The sequence below is a fragment of the Flavobacterium sp. 270 genome (assembly GCF_004368785.1).
Taxonomy (GTDB): Bacteria; Bacteroidota; Bacteroidia; order Flavobacteriales; family Flavobacteriaceae; genus Flavobacterium.
Genome location: NZ_SODM01000002.1, coordinates 119,351 through 134,836, shown reverse-complemented (window position 1 = coordinate 134,836; position 15,486 = coordinate 119,351). Strand labels below are relative to the sequence as shown.

At 32.9% G+C, this 15,486-nt stretch carries 14 protein-coding genes; 8 read left to right on the top strand and 6 right to left on the bottom strand.

The features are described 5' to 3' along the window. Positions 1-349: 349 nt before the first annotated feature. Entirely contained in the window at positions 350-640 is a 291-nt protein-coding gene (locus tag EV144_RS07945) for an HU family DNA-binding protein (RefSeq protein ID WP_007805026.1), read from the bottom strand. Positions 641-780: 140 nt separating this feature from the next. Here EV144_RS07945 and mutY point away from each other — a divergent pair, with 140 nt between their 5' ends. From mutY to gldD, 4 genes are read left to right on the top strand one after another with little or no spacing between them, the layout of a single operon-like run. Beyond that, positions 781-1,827 (top strand): A/G-specific adenine glycosylase, encoded by a 1,047-nt coding sequence (gene mutY, locus EV144_RS07940; protein WP_134147785.1) that lies wholly within the window; start codon positions 781-783, stop codon positions 1,825-1,827. Between the two features lie 53 nt (positions 1,828-1,880). Further along, on the top strand, positions 1,881-2,321 hold the full coding sequence (locus EV144_RS07935; protein WP_134147783.1) for a single-stranded DNA-binding protein: 441 nt from the start codon (positions 1,881-1,883) through the stop codon (positions 2,319-2,321). A gap of 24 nt (positions 2,322-2,345) precedes the next feature. Further along, positions 2,346-3,641: a gliding motility-associated protein GldE gene (locus tag EV144_RS07930; protein ID WP_134147781.1), complete on the top strand. Its 1,296-nt coding sequence runs from the start codon at positions 2,346-2,348 to the stop codon at positions 3,639-3,641. Position 3,642: 1 nt separating this feature from the next. After that, positions 3,643-4,203 (top strand): gliding motility lipoprotein GldD, encoded by a 561-nt coding sequence (gene gldD / locus EV144_RS07925; RefSeq protein WP_134147779.1) that lies wholly within the window; start codon positions 3,643-3,645, stop codon positions 4,201-4,203. Between the two features lie 163 nt (positions 4,204-4,366). Here the strand turns inward: gldD and EV144_RS07920 are convergent, their stop codons facing one another. Further along, positions 4,367-4,747, bottom strand: coding sequence for a heavy-metal-associated domain-containing protein (locus EV144_RS07920; RefSeq protein ID WP_134147777.1), 381 nt, complete (start codon positions 4,745-4,747; stop codon positions 4,367-4,369). Between the two features lie 100 nt (positions 4,748-4,847). Between EV144_RS07920 and EV144_RS07915 the strand changes: the two genes are divergently transcribed. Further along, positions 4,848-5,741 carry a DMT family transporter gene (locus EV144_RS07915; protein WP_134147775.1) on the top strand — a complete coding sequence of 298 codons (894 nt, stop codon included), beginning with the start codon at positions 4,848-4,850 and terminating at the stop codon, positions 5,739-5,741. A 279-nt stretch (positions 5,742-6,020) separates the two neighbouring features. Here the strand turns inward: EV144_RS07915 and EV144_RS07910 are convergent, their stop codons facing one another. Together EV144_RS07910 and EV144_RS07905 are read right to left on the bottom strand one after the other, a co-directional pair. Next, positions 6,021-8,069 carry a M16 family metallopeptidase gene (locus tag EV144_RS07910; protein WP_208326842.1) on the bottom strand — a complete coding sequence of 683 codons (2,049 nt, stop codon included), beginning with the start codon at positions 8,067-8,069 and terminating at the stop codon, positions 6,021-6,023. Positions 8,070-8,081: 12 nt separating this feature from the next. Beyond that, positions 8,082-9,404 (bottom strand): M16 family metallopeptidase, encoded by a 1,323-nt coding sequence (locus EV144_RS07905; RefSeq protein WP_134147773.1) that lies wholly within the window; start codon positions 9,402-9,404, stop codon positions 8,082-8,084. A gap of 272 nt (positions 9,405-9,676) precedes the next feature. Between EV144_RS07905 and rplU the strand changes: the two genes are divergently transcribed. The 3 genes from rplU (at position 9,677) to EV144_RS07890 (ending at position 11,854) form a co-directional block, all read left to right on the top strand. Further along, positions 9,677-10,123: a 50S ribosomal protein L21 gene (gene rplU / locus EV144_RS07900; RefSeq protein WP_134147771.1), complete on the top strand. Its 447-nt coding sequence runs from the start codon at positions 9,677-9,679 to the stop codon at positions 10,121-10,123. A gap of 24 nt (positions 10,124-10,147) precedes the next feature. Next, positions 10,148-10,408: a 50S ribosomal protein L27 gene (gene rpmA, locus EV144_RS07895; protein ID WP_017497241.1), complete on the top strand. Its 261-nt coding sequence runs from the start codon at positions 10,148-10,150 to the stop codon at positions 10,406-10,408. Positions 10,409-10,555: 147 nt separating this feature from the next. Further along, positions 10,556-11,854 carry a hypothetical protein gene (locus EV144_RS07890; protein WP_243854639.1) on the top strand — a complete coding sequence of 433 codons (1,299 nt, stop codon included), beginning with the start codon at positions 10,556-10,558 and terminating at the stop codon, positions 11,852-11,854. Positions 11,855-11,982: 128 nt separating this feature from the next. On the opposite strand, the gene EV144_RS07885 is transcribed toward EV144_RS07890, so the two are convergent. Both EV144_RS07885 and EV144_RS07880 read right to left on the bottom strand, forming a co-directional pair. Continuing rightward, positions 11,983-14,739: an AsmA-like C-terminal region-containing protein gene (locus tag EV144_RS07885; RefSeq protein ID WP_134147770.1), complete on the bottom strand. Its 2,757-nt coding sequence runs from the start codon at positions 14,737-14,739 to the stop codon at positions 11,983-11,985. Between the two features lie 62 nt (positions 14,740-14,801). Continuing rightward, the gene (locus EV144_RS07880; protein WP_134148906.1) at positions 14,802-15,383 is read right to left on the bottom strand and encodes a tRNA-(ms[2]io[6]A)-hydroxylase; all 582 of its coding nucleotides are present in this window, start codon (positions 15,381-15,383) and stop codon (positions 14,802-14,804) included. Positions 15,384-15,486 lie beyond the last annotated feature (103 nt).

The following is a 15,486-nucleotide window of genomic DNA, read 5'->3' as shown; positions in this document are numbered from 1 at the left end:
ATAGATTGAAAAATCTAAATCTAAAATCCAAAATCTAAAATCTTATCTACAGATGGATTAAACAATATTTTTTAACAGGTATTAACCCGGAGGGAAATATTAAATTTCAAATTTTAAATTCCAAATCCCAATTGATATTTCAATTTTTGGATTTTGGATTTTATTTTTTGGAATTTTTGAAATTTCCCAAATTTCAATGAACGTTAAAAAGAAAAAAGTAGTTTAAAACTACTTTTTCTTTTTGTGACGGTTAGCTCTCGCTCTTTTTTTTCTTTTGTGAGTAGCTACCTTATGTCTCTTTCTTTTTTTACCACTTGGCATATCGTGTCGATTTTATGATTAATTAATATTATTTTGCTTCGTTGTTTGTTTTAACTCCTTCTACAAAAACTTTTGCAGGTTTAAAAGCAGGGATGTTGTGTGCTGGAATTTTGATGGTAGTGTTTTTAGAAATGTTTCTACCTGTTTTTTCAGCTCTTGTTTTTACGATAAAACTTCCGAAACCTCTTAGGTAAACATTGTCTCCAGTTTCTAATGAAGTTTTAACTTCTTCCATAAAAGTTTCAACTGTTGCCTGAACGTCTCCTTTTTCAAGACCTAGCTTCTCTGAAATTTTTGCTACGATGTCTGCTTTCGTCATTTTCTTTCCTATTTTATTTTATAAATGATGTACTATTTTTTTGAGTTTGCAAATATAGGAATTAAAAAAATAATTAATCAAGCTAAATCGTTAAATTTTAATTACATAAACATTTACTTTTGTATTCTAAGTATTTTGCAATGAATTTTCATAACATATTGATAAATTGGTATTTACAAAATAAGCGTGATTTACCGTGGCGAAATACGGTCAATCCGTACCATATTTGGCTCTCAGAAATTATGCTGCAACAGACAAGAGTTGCGCAGGGAATGCCCTATTTTTTTGCGTTTACGAAGGAATTTCCTACCGTATTTGATTTGGCAAATGCCTCAGAAGAGCAGGTTTTGAAACTTTGGCAGGGATTAGGATATTATTCTCGTGCCAGAAATCTGCATAAAACAGCTCAATATGTTGCAAATGAGTTGGGCGGCATTTTTCCGGGTTCTTATAAAGATTTATTAAATTTAAAAGGTGTAGGTGAATATACCGCTGCCGCAATTGCTTCTTTTTCTTACAATGAAAAAGTTCCGGTTGTTGATGGGAATGTATTTCGTGTGCTTTCTCGCTATTTTGACATTGAATCAGATATTGCGCTGCCAGCCACCAAAAAAGATTTTACGGCGCTTGCTTTAGAATTGATGCCAAAAGATAATCCTGCAATTTTTAATCAGGCCATAATGGAGTTTGGTGCTTTGCAGTGTACACCTAAAAGCCCAGATTGTAGTATTTGCGTTTTTAATGAGAGTTGTGCAGCGTTACAAAAAAAGAAAGTAAATATATTGCCCTTTAAATCTAAAAAGATAAAAGTTACCAATCGTTTCTTTAATTATCTGATTCTCGAAGATGCTGTAGGAAATACTTTAATTCAAAAAAGAATGGCAAAAGGAATTTGGCATAACTTATATGAGTTTCCACTTTTAGAAACTAATGAAATTGTTGGTTTTGATTTTGTTTCAAAAACCATTCACGAGAATATTTTTTCAGACTATACTATTATAGGTATAGAAGAATGTAATGAAACTACAGTTATTCATAAACTTTCACATCAGCATCTGCACATTCAATTTTGGAAAATTAAAATCAATGAAAAAATAGAAAATGGAGTAGATGCGGCAAATTTGAAAACATTTCCATTTCCCATCGTAATTTACAATTTTATCGAAAAGCAGGAAATAAATTGCTAAAAAAATGTATCTTTGATAGAATTACCACCAAAAACCACCTAAAACCAAAAACTATGAACGGAACATTAAATAAAGTGATGCTCATTGGCCATTTGGGCGATGATGTAAAAATGCATTATTTTGATGGAGGGAATTGCATTGGACGTTTTCAGCTGGCTACAAATGAGGTTTATATTAATAAGACGACTAATGAAAAAATTACTTCTACAGAATGGCATAATTTAGTTGTGCGCAATAAAGCAGCTGAAATTTGCGAAAAATACCTTTCTAAAGGAGATAAAATTTATGTTGAAGGTCGCATAAAATCACGTCAGTGGCAGGCAGAAGATGGTACAACAAAATATACTACCGAAATTCAGGTTACAGAATTTACTTTCCTGACTACCAAAAAAGAAACTGGCGGACATAAACCAAATCACGATGCAGAACCCGTAAAAAATGCTAACTTTGATGCGGCAAATGAAGGTTTACCTATAAATGATTTACCTTTTTGATGCACCTAACTAATCTTTTACATTTTGGACCCGGAGCCCAGTTTACTTTTTTCTACTAATTTAGACACCAATTTAATTATTGGTTTTGTCGGAATCTTTATTTTGCTTCTTTTGTCTGCAATTGTTTCAGGCGCAGAAGTAGCCCTTTTTTCTTTAACTCAAAAAGAAATTGACGAAGCGCTCCATGAAAATCTTTCAAAAGGAAAGATCATTTCAAATCTTTTAGATAAGCCCAAAAAGCTGTTGGCGACTTTGCTGGTGGCAAATAATTTTTTAAATATTGGAGTTGTAATCTTGTTCGCCTTTATGGGACAGCATATGTTTACCGGTATAGATTCTCCAGCTTTAAAATTCTTTTTAGAAGTTACAATTGTTACTTTTCTTATTTTACTATTTGGTGAAGTACTGCCGAAAGTATATGCCAGTCGTAACAATATCAAATTTGCAAAACGTTTTGTTTATCCAATCGCTTTTTTAGACAAATTACTATCGCCAATTAGTCTGCCAATGCGTAGTCTTACCTTATATTTGCAAAATAAATTAGGAAAACAAAAGAATAATTTTTCTATAAATCAGCTTTCTCAGGCTTTAGAATTAACAGATTCTGAAGGAACATCAACAGAAGAACAAAAAATATTAGAAGGAATTGTTTCTTTTGGAAACACAGATACAAAGCAGGTTATGAGTCCGAGGATTGATATTTTTGCTTTAGAAATATCAGAATCATTTCAAACCATCTGTCCGAAGATTATCGAAAAAGGATTTTCAAGAATTCCGGTTTATCGGGATAATATAGATCAGATAGAAGGCGTTTTATTCGTTAAAGATTTACTTCCTCATATCGATAAAGAAGAGTTTGAGTGGCCGACTTTGATGAGAAAAGCTTTTTTTGTTCCTGAGAATAAAAAATTAGACAACTTGTTAAAGGATTTTCAGAGCCTTAAAAGCCATTTGGCAATTGTGGTAGACGAATATGGCGGAACATCGGGCTTGGTTTCTTTAGAAGATATTATTGAAGAAATTGTTGGAGATATAAGCGATGAGTTTGATGATGAACATTTGAATTATTCTCAGATCGACGATAAGAATTTTCTTTTTGAAGGGAAAATCAACATGAAAGATTTCTATAGAATTATTGATGTTGATGAAGAAGCTTTTGAAGATCAGAAAGGAGAAGCTGAAACATTGGCAGGATTCATTCTGGAAATTCTGGGTAATTTCCCTAAAAAAGATCAAAAAGTAACTTTTGAAAACTGTCTTTTTACCATAGAAACAGTAGATAAAAAGCGTATAAAACAAATAAAAGTAACAATAGAATAAAATGCTTAAAAAAACAATTTCAATAGCGTCAATACTTTTAGCGTTGACTGTTTTAAGTTGTAAAGATGATGTACTTCCTAAACCGGGAAGTTTTCTTCGTTTAGATTATCCCGAAGCAAAATATGTTCATTTCGAAAATAACTGTCCGTTTTCTTTTGATATGAATGAAGGAGCTATTATTAAAGGAGAAAAAGAATGTGGTTTTGCGATTACTTATCCAAAAATGAAAGCGACCATTTATTTAACCTATAAACCTGTCAGCGGTAATATTGATAAATTGCTAAGAGATGCTCAAAAACTTACTTACGAGCACGTTATCAAAGCAGATGATATACTAGAACAGCCGTATTTAAACCCGCAAAAAAAGGTTTATGGAATGTTTTATCAGGTTGACGGAAACGCCGCTACAAACTCTCAATTTTACGTTACAGACAGTACAAAGCATTTCTTAATAGGATCGGTTTATTTTTATGCTAAACCTAATTTTGATTCTATTATGCCTGCAGCAAGTTATATTAAAAATGATATGCAGCATTTGATGGAAACATTGAAGTGGAAATAATAAAAGGTTCAGAGGCGCAGAGGGACAAAGGGACAAAGGGACAAAGGGACAAAGTTAATTAGGAATCTAGTAACCTGAAACTTGAAACCTGAAACCTGAAACATAAAAAAAAAAACAGGCTTTTCATAATTATGAGAAGCCTGTTTTTTTTATGCTTTTTTGATTACGATTTCATATTCGAAACCTTATATGTTTTCCTGTCTCCAGTTTCTTGAACAACTTTAGTCAAAGATTCTGGATTTTGAATTGTTTTATCAAAAGTTACTGTTGCTGTTTTTGTATCAAAATCAACTGCAGCTTTTTCTACTCCGTCAAGATTAGATAATTCTTTTTCAATTGTTTTAGCGCATCCCATTGCACAAGTCATTCCTTCGATTTCAAAACTTGCTGTTTGTACATTTTCAGGAGCAATTGCTTTGTGTTCTTTAAGCGAAGCAGATTCTATATTTTTGATATTAGCCAGATTTTTATCTTCTTCTTTTTTACAGCTAACGAATACTAAACTCGAAATTGCTATGGCAGCTATAATCTTTGTAAATTTCATTTTATATAATTTTAAATTGCTAATAACATTCTTGCAAAATTAATAAAATTCAGGCGGTCAGTTCATAAAAATAGTACAAATTTGCAGTAAACTACAGTTTATGGATGCAAAACAATTAAAGTGGATTTATTTATTTGTACTCTCCCTTATTTGGGGAAGTTCATTTATTTTGATAAAAAGAGGATTGGTTGGTTTATCAGCAATTCAGGTTGGTTCATTCCGAATTATTTTTGCTGCTTTGTTTCTCCTGATTTTTGGTTTTAAAAGTTTAAAGAAAATCTCGCGCAAGCAATGGAAATTTGTGGCACTTACTTCCGTTTTTGGAACCTGTATTCCGGCATACTTTTTTGCTATCGCCGAGACAGAAGTAGATAGTTCTATAGTGGCGATTTTAAATTCTCTTACCCCTCTGAATACGTTAATTTTTGGAATCTTATTTTTTGGACTGCAGTTTCAGAAAAAACAGGTTTTAGGAGTTTTTGTTGGTTTAATTGGTTGTTTGCTTTTAGTATTAAGCGGTGCATCGGCGCACCCTGGGCAAAACTATTATTATGTTCTTCTAGTTGTAATTGCTACGCTTTGTTACGCTATAAATGTAAATTTAATCAAGAGATATTTACCAGATTTGAATTCGGTAAGTATTACTACCGGAAATTTTACCGTACTGCTTATTCCTGCTTTAATTATTTTGAGCACAACCGATATTAGTCAAAAAGTACATTTGGAGACTGCACAGCATTCTATTTTCTTTGTTATGATTCTGGGAATTTTAGGTACCGGAATCGCAAATGTTCTTTTTTTTAAATTGATACAAATGTCATCGCCGGTTTTTGCAACATCAGTTACTTATTTGATTCCGATAGTGGCATTTTTCTGGGGATTATTAGACAATGAAATGCTGACAAGAATCCAGTTTCTGGGCGCATTTATTATCTTGATTGGGGTTTATTTATCGGCTAAAAAAGAAAAGACTTTTAAAAATAGTACTAATTGAGGAACTCAATAATCTTGTAGAGGCTTAATTTTTTTCTCGCGGATTTTGCAGATTAAAGGGATTTTTCGCCTAGTTTGTCATTTCGACGAAGGAGAAATCACACGCGGGATTCCATTCCTAATTACCCACATTTTTGTTGTTGTGAGGAACGAAATAATCTGCATAACAATTACCCAATTTAACCCCTGTTTAAAAAAAAAGGCTTTGTCAAAGTTTTAAACTTTGACAAAGCCTTCAGAAAACTTTGTGCCTTTGAGCCTTTGCGGCTCTGAACCTTATTTACAAAAAATCTCCATCAGAAACGCCTTCATTAATTTTGATATCAGACATTTTGATGTCCAATTCAAAACCAGCATTCTGAACAATGTTGAAAGGAACTTTTATCCCTTTTACATCTTTGTAATCATTAAAATAAGTCGTTTGCGTAGTAGATTGACCGCTTTGTTCTTTTACTTTTAGTTTAGCCACTTTTAAACCTGATTTTACGTCATAGTAATAAATAGTTTTGCCGTCTTTTATAGAATAAGCATCACTGCCATTTATAGATTCAATTCCGCTTACTTTGAGGTCTGTTCTTTTACTTAGGCGTAATTCTTCAAAAGGAGCGGCGCTTGCTTTCATTTCGGCTAAATCGTCACCTTTTAGCTCTTTACGCTGTCCTTGTTGTTCTACATAAGCACCTTTGTCGTTTACAACTTGTTTCATTATCGCCATACTTCCCATATTTAGAGAAATCATCATTTTTCCTTTTGAATCTAATTTTGAAATAAAACTCAATGGAGAAGGTGCTTGCGGAATTGTTGTTGTCCCCGTCATAAAAAGTGTTTTTGCTGTCGAAACTGCTTTCTCACCGCCAATGGCTTTGATGTAGTTTTCAAAAACAGTTTGTGCTGTAATTCCAGATGGAGCTTCTTTTTTAGAAACAGGTTTGTCAATAGGGTTTCCGTATTTATCAAAATAGAAAATCGGAATTTGAAGTTTTTCTAAACCTTCAATTACTTCAGAACCTTTTCCGGCAATTATAATTCTCATGTTATCCAAAAGGAAATATTTGTTGGCAACACGATTAATATCAGCAGAAGTAACATTATTTATAGTCTGAATATACTTTTCGTAGAAATCAGCAGGAAGATGTTCCGTTTCGATATTCAAAGCATAACGCGCAACAGCCTGCGGTTTTTCTACCTGCATTACAAAACGTCCGATATAACCCGCTTTTACGTTTTTCAATACATCTTCAGAAACATTTTCGGTTCTAATTCTTTTAATTTCTTTTACAAATTGTGCTACAGCGCTATCGGTAACAGCATTTCTAACGGCAGAAGAAGCTTTGAATTTAGTAACGTATTTACCGCTTCCAATACTTGAGTTTGCGCCATAAGTCCAGGCATGCTGCTCACGCAGATTCATGTTTAAATAACTATTAAAATCGCCTCCTAAAATTTGATTTGCAATTACTGCAGGGAAAAAATCAGGATCGCTCATTTTTAAGTTTACCGTATTTACTAACGAAATTTCAGATTGTACGGCGTTTGGAACATCAACAAAATCAATTTGAAGTTTAGAAACATTTACAGGATCTGGATAAGTGTTTTTTGGAGCGCTTTGTTTTTTCCATCCGCTAAAAAGTTTTTCTACAGCGGCTTTTGTTTCTTTAAATTTAATATCTCCAATAATTACTAAATAAGCATTTTCAGGCACAAAATAAGTAGCGTAATTTGCCTGAACATCAGCAAGAGTTACGTTTTTTACAGTTTCTTCAGAAATGTATTCTCCAGAAGGATGGTTTTTTCCGAAAGCCAAAACATCAACTACACGATTAGCAATTGCAGGAACGCTTTTTTCATCGGCTTTAAGCCCTTCAATTAATTTGGCTTTTTCTTTGTCAAACTCTTCCTGAGTAAAGTTTGGCTGTAAAACGCCTTCTGCCAGAAGTTCTAAAACACGTCCGGAATATTTTGACAGCGAACTTGCGTAACCGCCACGAGAAGTAAAATTGATGTTTGCGCCATAGAAATCAATCTCTTCGTTAAAAGCTTCTTTTGGCGTTTTTTTGGTTCCGTTTCCGATTAAACTGCTGGTTAATTCGTCAACACCTTTTTTGTTTCCTTCAGTAAAAGGAGCATTGTCTAGCGTTAGATTAAAACTTACTCTAGGTAATTTATGATTTTCAACAATCAGGACTTTCATGCCATTTGCCAAAACAAAAGTTTGAGGTTTTTTGATGTTGACTACTGGTGAGTTTCCTGGTTTGGGTTGTGGACGATCTTGTGCTTGCATAATTCCAGTTAGGAATAAAAGGATTAAAACTTTATGTATTTTTTTCATGATTCGATATTCTTAGTTTTGAACTTTGGTTGAAGGAACATAATCTAAAATTAAACGCTGATTTGGGTTTAAATACTTTTTGGCAACCTCTCTGATTTCTTCTCTTGTTATAGAGTGATAAAGGTCGATTTCGGTATTTATAAGATTTACATCCCCGTAAAGCAAATAATAAGAAGCCAGGTTTTCTGCAATTCCTTCAACGTTTGAATTTGCGTTCACAAAATTATTATCGAATTTGTTTTGTAATTTTTCATAATCTTTTTCAGAAATCAAATCGGTTTGAATTTTTACAATTTCCTCATCCATTTCTTTTAGAATATCGGCAGAAGTATATCCTGCCATTGGCAATCCGTACAAAATGTACATTCCGTAATCTTCCTGACTAAAACCTACAGCGCCAATCTGAAGCGCCATTTTTTTGTCGTCGACGATTTTTTTGTACAATTTTGAACTTTTTCCATCACTTAAATAAGAAGAAATCAAGTCTAAAACTCTAGCGTCTCTTGTTTTCATTGATGGAGTTCTATAAGAAGCAACGATCATCGGAATCTGAATATTCGGATCTTCGTAAGTTGCTTTAATAGTCTGTGTGATTGGTTCTTCGGTAAAAGTTTGTTTTTTTACCACTTCACCTTTCGGAATTGATCCAAAATATTTCTGAATCCATTCTTTGGTTTTGGTTTTTTCAAAATCTCCTGCAACAACCAAAACGGCATTATTTGGCGTGTAGAATTTTTTGTTGAAAGCCTGAAATTCTTCAAGCGTTGCAGCATCTAAATCCTTCATAGAACCAATAGTTGTCCAGCGATACGGGTGATTTTTAAACATGTTTTTCTTCACCTCAGGAAGAATATTTCCGTAAGGCTGATTATCGTAACGCATTCTTTTTTCCTCTTTTACAACTTCATTCTGCGTGTCAACACCAATCTTATTAATAATAGGATGCATCAAACGTTCAGATTCCATCCATAAACCAAGTTCAAGACTGTTAGAAGGAAAAACTTCATAGTAATACGTTCTGTCGTCAGAAGTATTGGCGTTATTTACACCGCCGTTTGCCGTGACGATTTTCATCCATTCGCCGCGTTTTATATTTTGAGTTCCTTCAAATAATAAATGTTCAAAGAAATGTGCGAAACCAGTTCTGTCCGGTCGTTCATCCTTAGATCCTACATGGTACATTACAGAAGTAATAACAACTGGAGCAGAAGGATCGTTATGCAGGATAACATGCATACCGTTATCTAAATTATATTCTTCAAAAGCTACTTTTTGAGCATGAGCCACTCCGCCGAGCATTAGTGCTGCACTTAACATCATTATTGAATTTTTCATAAAGATTAATAAATTTTAGTTACCTTATAATGTAGGTAGCTTAGGATTGGTTTTAGTTACATCAAAAATAACTTTTTTAATCATCATTTTGAGATTTGACTTCATTTAGATTGTATTTTAACAGTATTTTGGCTCTAAATGTTCCTTTTAAAGTGCCAAAACACCTTGAAAAACAGACTTTAAGGCGGATTAAATATTTTTAAAATTAGACATTGCACAGTAAATTATTAATTGTATATTTGCAACCTTAAAAATCAATAAATCAATTTGGTATGTATGCAATCGTAGAGATAGCAGGGCAACAATTTAAAGTAAGCAAAGACTTAAAGGTTTATGTTCACCGTTTGTCTAACGAAGAAGGTTCAAAAGTTTCTTTTGACAAAGTTCTTTTATTAGACGATAACGGAAGCGTAACTTTAGGCGCCCCAGCTATAGAAGGTGCTTCAGTAGAAGCTAAAGTGTTACAACACTTAAAAGGAGATAAAGTTATCGTTTTCAAAAAGAAAAGAAGAAAAGGATACAAAAAAAGAAATGGTCACAGACAATATCTTACTCAAATTGTAATTGAAGGTATTACTGCAGCAGGAGGAACTAAAAAAGCAGCAGCTAAAAAAGCGGTTGTAGCAGAAGATGCAGCAGCTACTGAAGAAGTAGAAGCAGCTCCAAAAGCAAAAAAAGCAGCAGCTCCAAAAGCAAAAAAAGAAGCTACTAAAGAATAATAACAATATTTAAACTCATACGTCATGGCTCACAAGAAAGGTGTCGGTAGTTCGAAGAATGGTAGAGAATCAGAATCAAAACGTCTAGGCGTAAAGATTTTTGGTGGACAAGCTGCTATTGCTGGGAACATCATCGTTAGACAAAGAGGTTCAAAACATAATCCAGGTGAAAACGTTTACATCAGTAAAGATCACACATTACACGCAAGAGTAGCTGGAGTTGTTAAGTTCCAAAAGAAAAAAGATAACAAATCTTATGTATCTATCCTTCCATTCGAAGCATAATCATTAGACTACTTATTACAAAACCCGTTCTGAAAAGAACGGGTTTTTTGTTTTGCGTTTCTTTGCGATTAAAAACAGATTTGATTTTTTAACTAGCAATTGAGTAAATTTATTTATTATTTTTGATTGAATAAATCTACTCAAAACTTGAAAAAAATATTCCTCTTATTTCTTTTTTGCATCAGCATTTATGCTAAAGAAGCCCGCTCCTCAAAAGAAGTTAATATTACTCAGGAAGTTTCGATGCTGACTGAACCGCAAAAAAAGATCTTATACGATTTTGCGATTTTACAAAAAAACAATTCAGATGCTGATGGTTTCTGGTTGCGAAACAAAAATCAGTTTCCGCCATTAAATGATACCATTAGAAATAAAATGGCAGAAGAGATTTTTGCCAATTCGCATTTGTTGTATGCTCCAGCAAAAAAATCTTCTGTACAATTATGGATGCAGACACAGTCGCTCACAAACTGGATGCTGTATCTTGCAGCATTTATTGCAATTTGCTCAATAATAGCGCTGATGCGCAATTACTGGAATTCTCTTATTGATATATTAATCAGGCAGTTTGCTCCCTTATTCCGATTTTTGTTTTCAGCGGTTTTGTTAACTTATGAATTATTGTTTATAGGTCTTCTTTGCATTGCAGGCGGTTGTATGGTTCACGAAATGGTATTGAGAACGGTTATGATTCATGTTGGATTTTTCTTATTATGGAGTCAGTCAACGGCTATTTTTACAGGAGAATATTTAGTGAAAAAATATGTCTTTAAGATCAAAGACAATTTTTGGAAAGATGATAAGTGGGAAGCTATAAAAACAATTTGTTTTCCTGCTGTGTTATTGACTCTTGCAATTTTGTATGTGATTTACAAAGTTCCCGAAGACACTTTTTATTACTACGAAATTGTAATATCAACTTTGACTTTTGTATACGCACTTCCTTTCTGGCGTTATTTAGAGAAATATATCTGTTTGATTTTGATTCCGTTTAAAGATGAAAAACTGGAAAGAAGTTTTCGCTCTATTGCAGCCGGTACAATTTTAGCCTTAATTATTGACGTTGTATTAGTAGGGCAGAGCAATATTCTCTTTTCTTATTTGATTACCGCTTTGACAACTTTGTTAATTATGGCATTCTTAGTACTTTCTCTCAAAGAAAATTATAGAAATAACTATAAGAATTATTATTATCTGCAAATCGTTGTAGCTGTATTTTTTGCGATTGTTTTGTTTTACAGTTTTGATGTTCGTTCTCCAGAATTAATATGGGTATCCATAATTGGAGCAAGCATTTTTATTCTAATTAAATATTGGGAAATCCCGTCGTTTTTTATTAATTGGAAAAAATCAAACTACACATGGGGTTTTTTAGGAATGGCAGTGCTGCTATGGTTATTGGCAAAAGGTATTTTGTTTGTTTCTCAGGAATTGTATTTAAAATAAATGGTAATAAAAAAGCTTTGTCAAAGTTCTAAACTTTGACAAAGCTTTCATTAGTCTAAATTATTGGAATTTGGACCCGAGCGATAGCGAACAGGCGAAGCAATTTTAAAAAATTGGAATTTAAAAACCTATTCCGAATCTTTTGTTTCTGTCAAATCCTCTGTTTTTCTTCCCACTTTTATTTTTGGATTATCCTGAGTTCCGGTAACGGTTAATGGGATTCCGAATATCCCAAATGGAGGCAGTCCTAAACGCATTTTTAAGTTTAGTTTTCCGTCCAGACTTGTTGTTCCTTCAATTCTTGGTCTAAAGCCTGCAAACTTAAATTTAAATCGTTCTACCGTCATGATATTATTCTTGATTGTCGTTTTAATATCGACTTTAGAAAGATCAGGATTCTTCATTGATTTAGAATTTGTTTCTTTACTAACAGCATTAAACATTTTCAATCCTCTCACTTTTACATCTTTTACAGAAAGCGTTCCGCCGCCGGCAAGAGAAGGATAAACAGGTTCCATGTTACCGTTTAATCTTCCTTTAAGCTGATAATCAAGTGAAACAATTCCTTGTGCTTTTTCTGCGGCGCTGGCCATTTTTTTGAAAACATCAATTTCATTATAAGCTCTTTTAATGTCAAAATCCGAAGCTTTAATGTTGTAATCAAAGTTTGCATTTTGAGGTGTTACAGCCTGATAATTTCCATTCATGGCAACATTACAGCCAATAAGGTTAAAACCTGTATTCTGCATGCTCAGTTTGCCTTTATTCATTTTTAGATGTCCTTTGGCATTTTGCAGTGTCATTTTATCAAAATATACTTTTTGAGCATTTGCCATTAACTGTAAATCCAAATTGGTCGGAATTATAATTACTCCAGTTTGTTTTGCTTCGTTCTGCGGTGCCGGAGTTTTTGCCGGAGCTTCAGTTACAGCTGTATTTGCCGTTGTGTTCGACATAAATTCATCCACATTAATATATCGGGCAGAAACTGTAAACGAACCTCTTAAAATTCCTGTTTTGCTTGTAGCATAGTTAAAAACGTTTTGCAGATAACCATTCATCGTAAAATCCGACTGTCCGTAAGCAGCTAAGAAATTATTAAACGACATTTTATCCTGATTGATTTTAAAAATACCTTCTTTGATAATAAATTTTTGAGGAAGATATTCAGAAGCAATTCCGATGTTTCTTAATTCCAGCGTTCCTTTATTGTTCAGTTTGCTGTAATTTCCTTTTTCGGCATCGCTTTGTTTTCCTTTTAAGGCTAAATCAGCTTTTATAAAACCGTCTAAATCAAGGCCTTTTTGAGAAAAAACTTTGTAAATTTTGTTTACGTCAAGTTCGCCTTTTGCTTTAATATCATAATTTAAATCATCAAAATTACTTAGATCAGCTTGTACAAAAACAGGTTTTCCTTCAAAAGTAAATTGTGCAGGTTTAAGATTGATTTTTAAATCCTGAAAAGTTCCCTTTTGATTCTCAATTTTAGATTTAATAATAATATTGGTAATCGGATTTGGGTAATATTGCGTTTTTAAATATCCGTTTTCAAGATCAATAAAGCCATTTGTTACAGGGAAAAGTTTGTTTTTCTGATCAAATTTTCCATTTGCTTTTACATCGCCGGCCAAAGAACCTTTTAAAGTTAAATTCGGAATTCCGAGCGCTTTATTTAATTTTTCAAGATCAATTTTAGCTTTAAACTCAGCATTGATTTCCGGAACATTTATGCCTTTCATGTAAAACTTCGACTTTACATAATCTTTATCAATGTTTAAGGATAAGTTTTTAGCATCAACAATTAAAAGATCCGGATTTAAAGAAGGAACAGTTGTTTTTACTTCTAAATTTAAATTAGAAACAGGAAAAGCACTTTTATCATAATTGACAAAACCATTGTCTAATTTTAAATCTAAATTCAAATCTGGCGCAATTTTTTGCGACGCAATATAATTTCCTTTTAAGGTTAAAAGCAGATTTGTATTTCCTTTTAATTCTGTTTTAGAAAGCCAGGTTATGTATTTTGGAGGAAATGCGGTAAATACATCGTATAAATTGCTATTGTCTGATTTTAAAACCAAATCCATATTATAGCCGTCTTTCAGGAAATCAAATTTCCCTTTAAAATCGACCAAAAGCTGATTGATTTTTAAGTTGTTCTGCTGGAAAAAGAAAGACAACGAGTTTACATTTACCTGAGTAATCAAATCGGCATCTATTTTTTTATTCATCAAATACGGTTCATTTTCGTAAATGATATTCAGTTTTTCGATTTTAGCTTTAGAATGCAAATCAAATACCGCTTTATTTAAATCTCCCTTTCCTAAATAATCAAATCCTAAAGCATCAAAATGAACGTTGGTCGATTGATCGTCGTAGATAATTTTACTGTTTATAATTTCAATTCGTTCCAGTTTTAATGCCGTATCAGAACTGTCTTTTGGGTTTGAAGCTTTTGCTGATGATTTGTAAATATTATAATTTGCTTCTCCGTTTTTATTGACTTTTACATTGATAAAAGAATCAGACAAATAAATCTGATCTATTTTTACGGATTTGCTAAAAACTAAACTTGCGACGTTTATACCAAAAGAAACTTCTTTGGCAGTAATAAATTTTTCGTTTGTATAAGGCGCAGAACCGTTAAGATGTAAGTCATTTAAAGTTAATGTGAGCGAAGGAAAATGACGAAAAAACGAAACAGAAACATCAGAATAATTAAGTTCTGCACTTAATCTCTCGTTGGCCGTTTTTTTGATTTGTTCTTTAATTTGATCCGCAAAAACAATAGGCGTTAAAAACAACAGCCCTAAAATTACAGCAAGAGTAATTCCTGTGTATTTTGCTATTTTTACTAAGATAGATTTTTTTTTATTTTTTGACATAACAAAAGTGTTATACGATATGGTATTGTAAAAGGATGAATTAAAAGAAAAGAAACTGTACGCTATCCGTGTACAGTTTCACTTTTTCCATAATTGGTAATGATAGAACCTTCATATTCAATCCATTCTTTCCAACGTTTATCAATATCTATATTGTCGGTATATTTTCGTGCAAAACCTAAAAAAGTAGTATAATGTCCGGCTTCAGAAATCATCAGATCGCGATAAAATTTGGCTAATTCTTCGTCTTTTATATTTTCAGAAAGCACTTTAAAACGTTCGCAGCTTCTGGCTTCGATCATTGCCGAAAATAATAAACGATCACAAAGCGCGTCTTTTCGGCTTCCGTCTTTCTTCATAAACTTAAAAAGTTCATTTACATAATGATCTTTTCTTTCACGTCCCAAAGTCAAACCTCTTTTTTTGATTAGGTCATGCACCATTTGCAAATGCTCTAATTCTTCTCTCGCAATAACCAGCATTTCAGTTACTAATTCCTCTAGTTCAGAGTTATAGGTAACTAAACTGATCGCATTTGAAGCGGCTTTCTGCTCACACCAAGCGTGGTCTGTCAAAATTTCTTCGATATTCGATTCAACTATATTTACCCAACGTGGATCTGTGGCCAATTTTAATCCTAACATAATGATTGCAGCTTTTATATTTTGCAAAATTAGTCTTTTTTTACGACCGAAAGTCAGGAAAGATCGTGTAAATACGGCTAAAAAAGCATTATTTTGTAGTTCA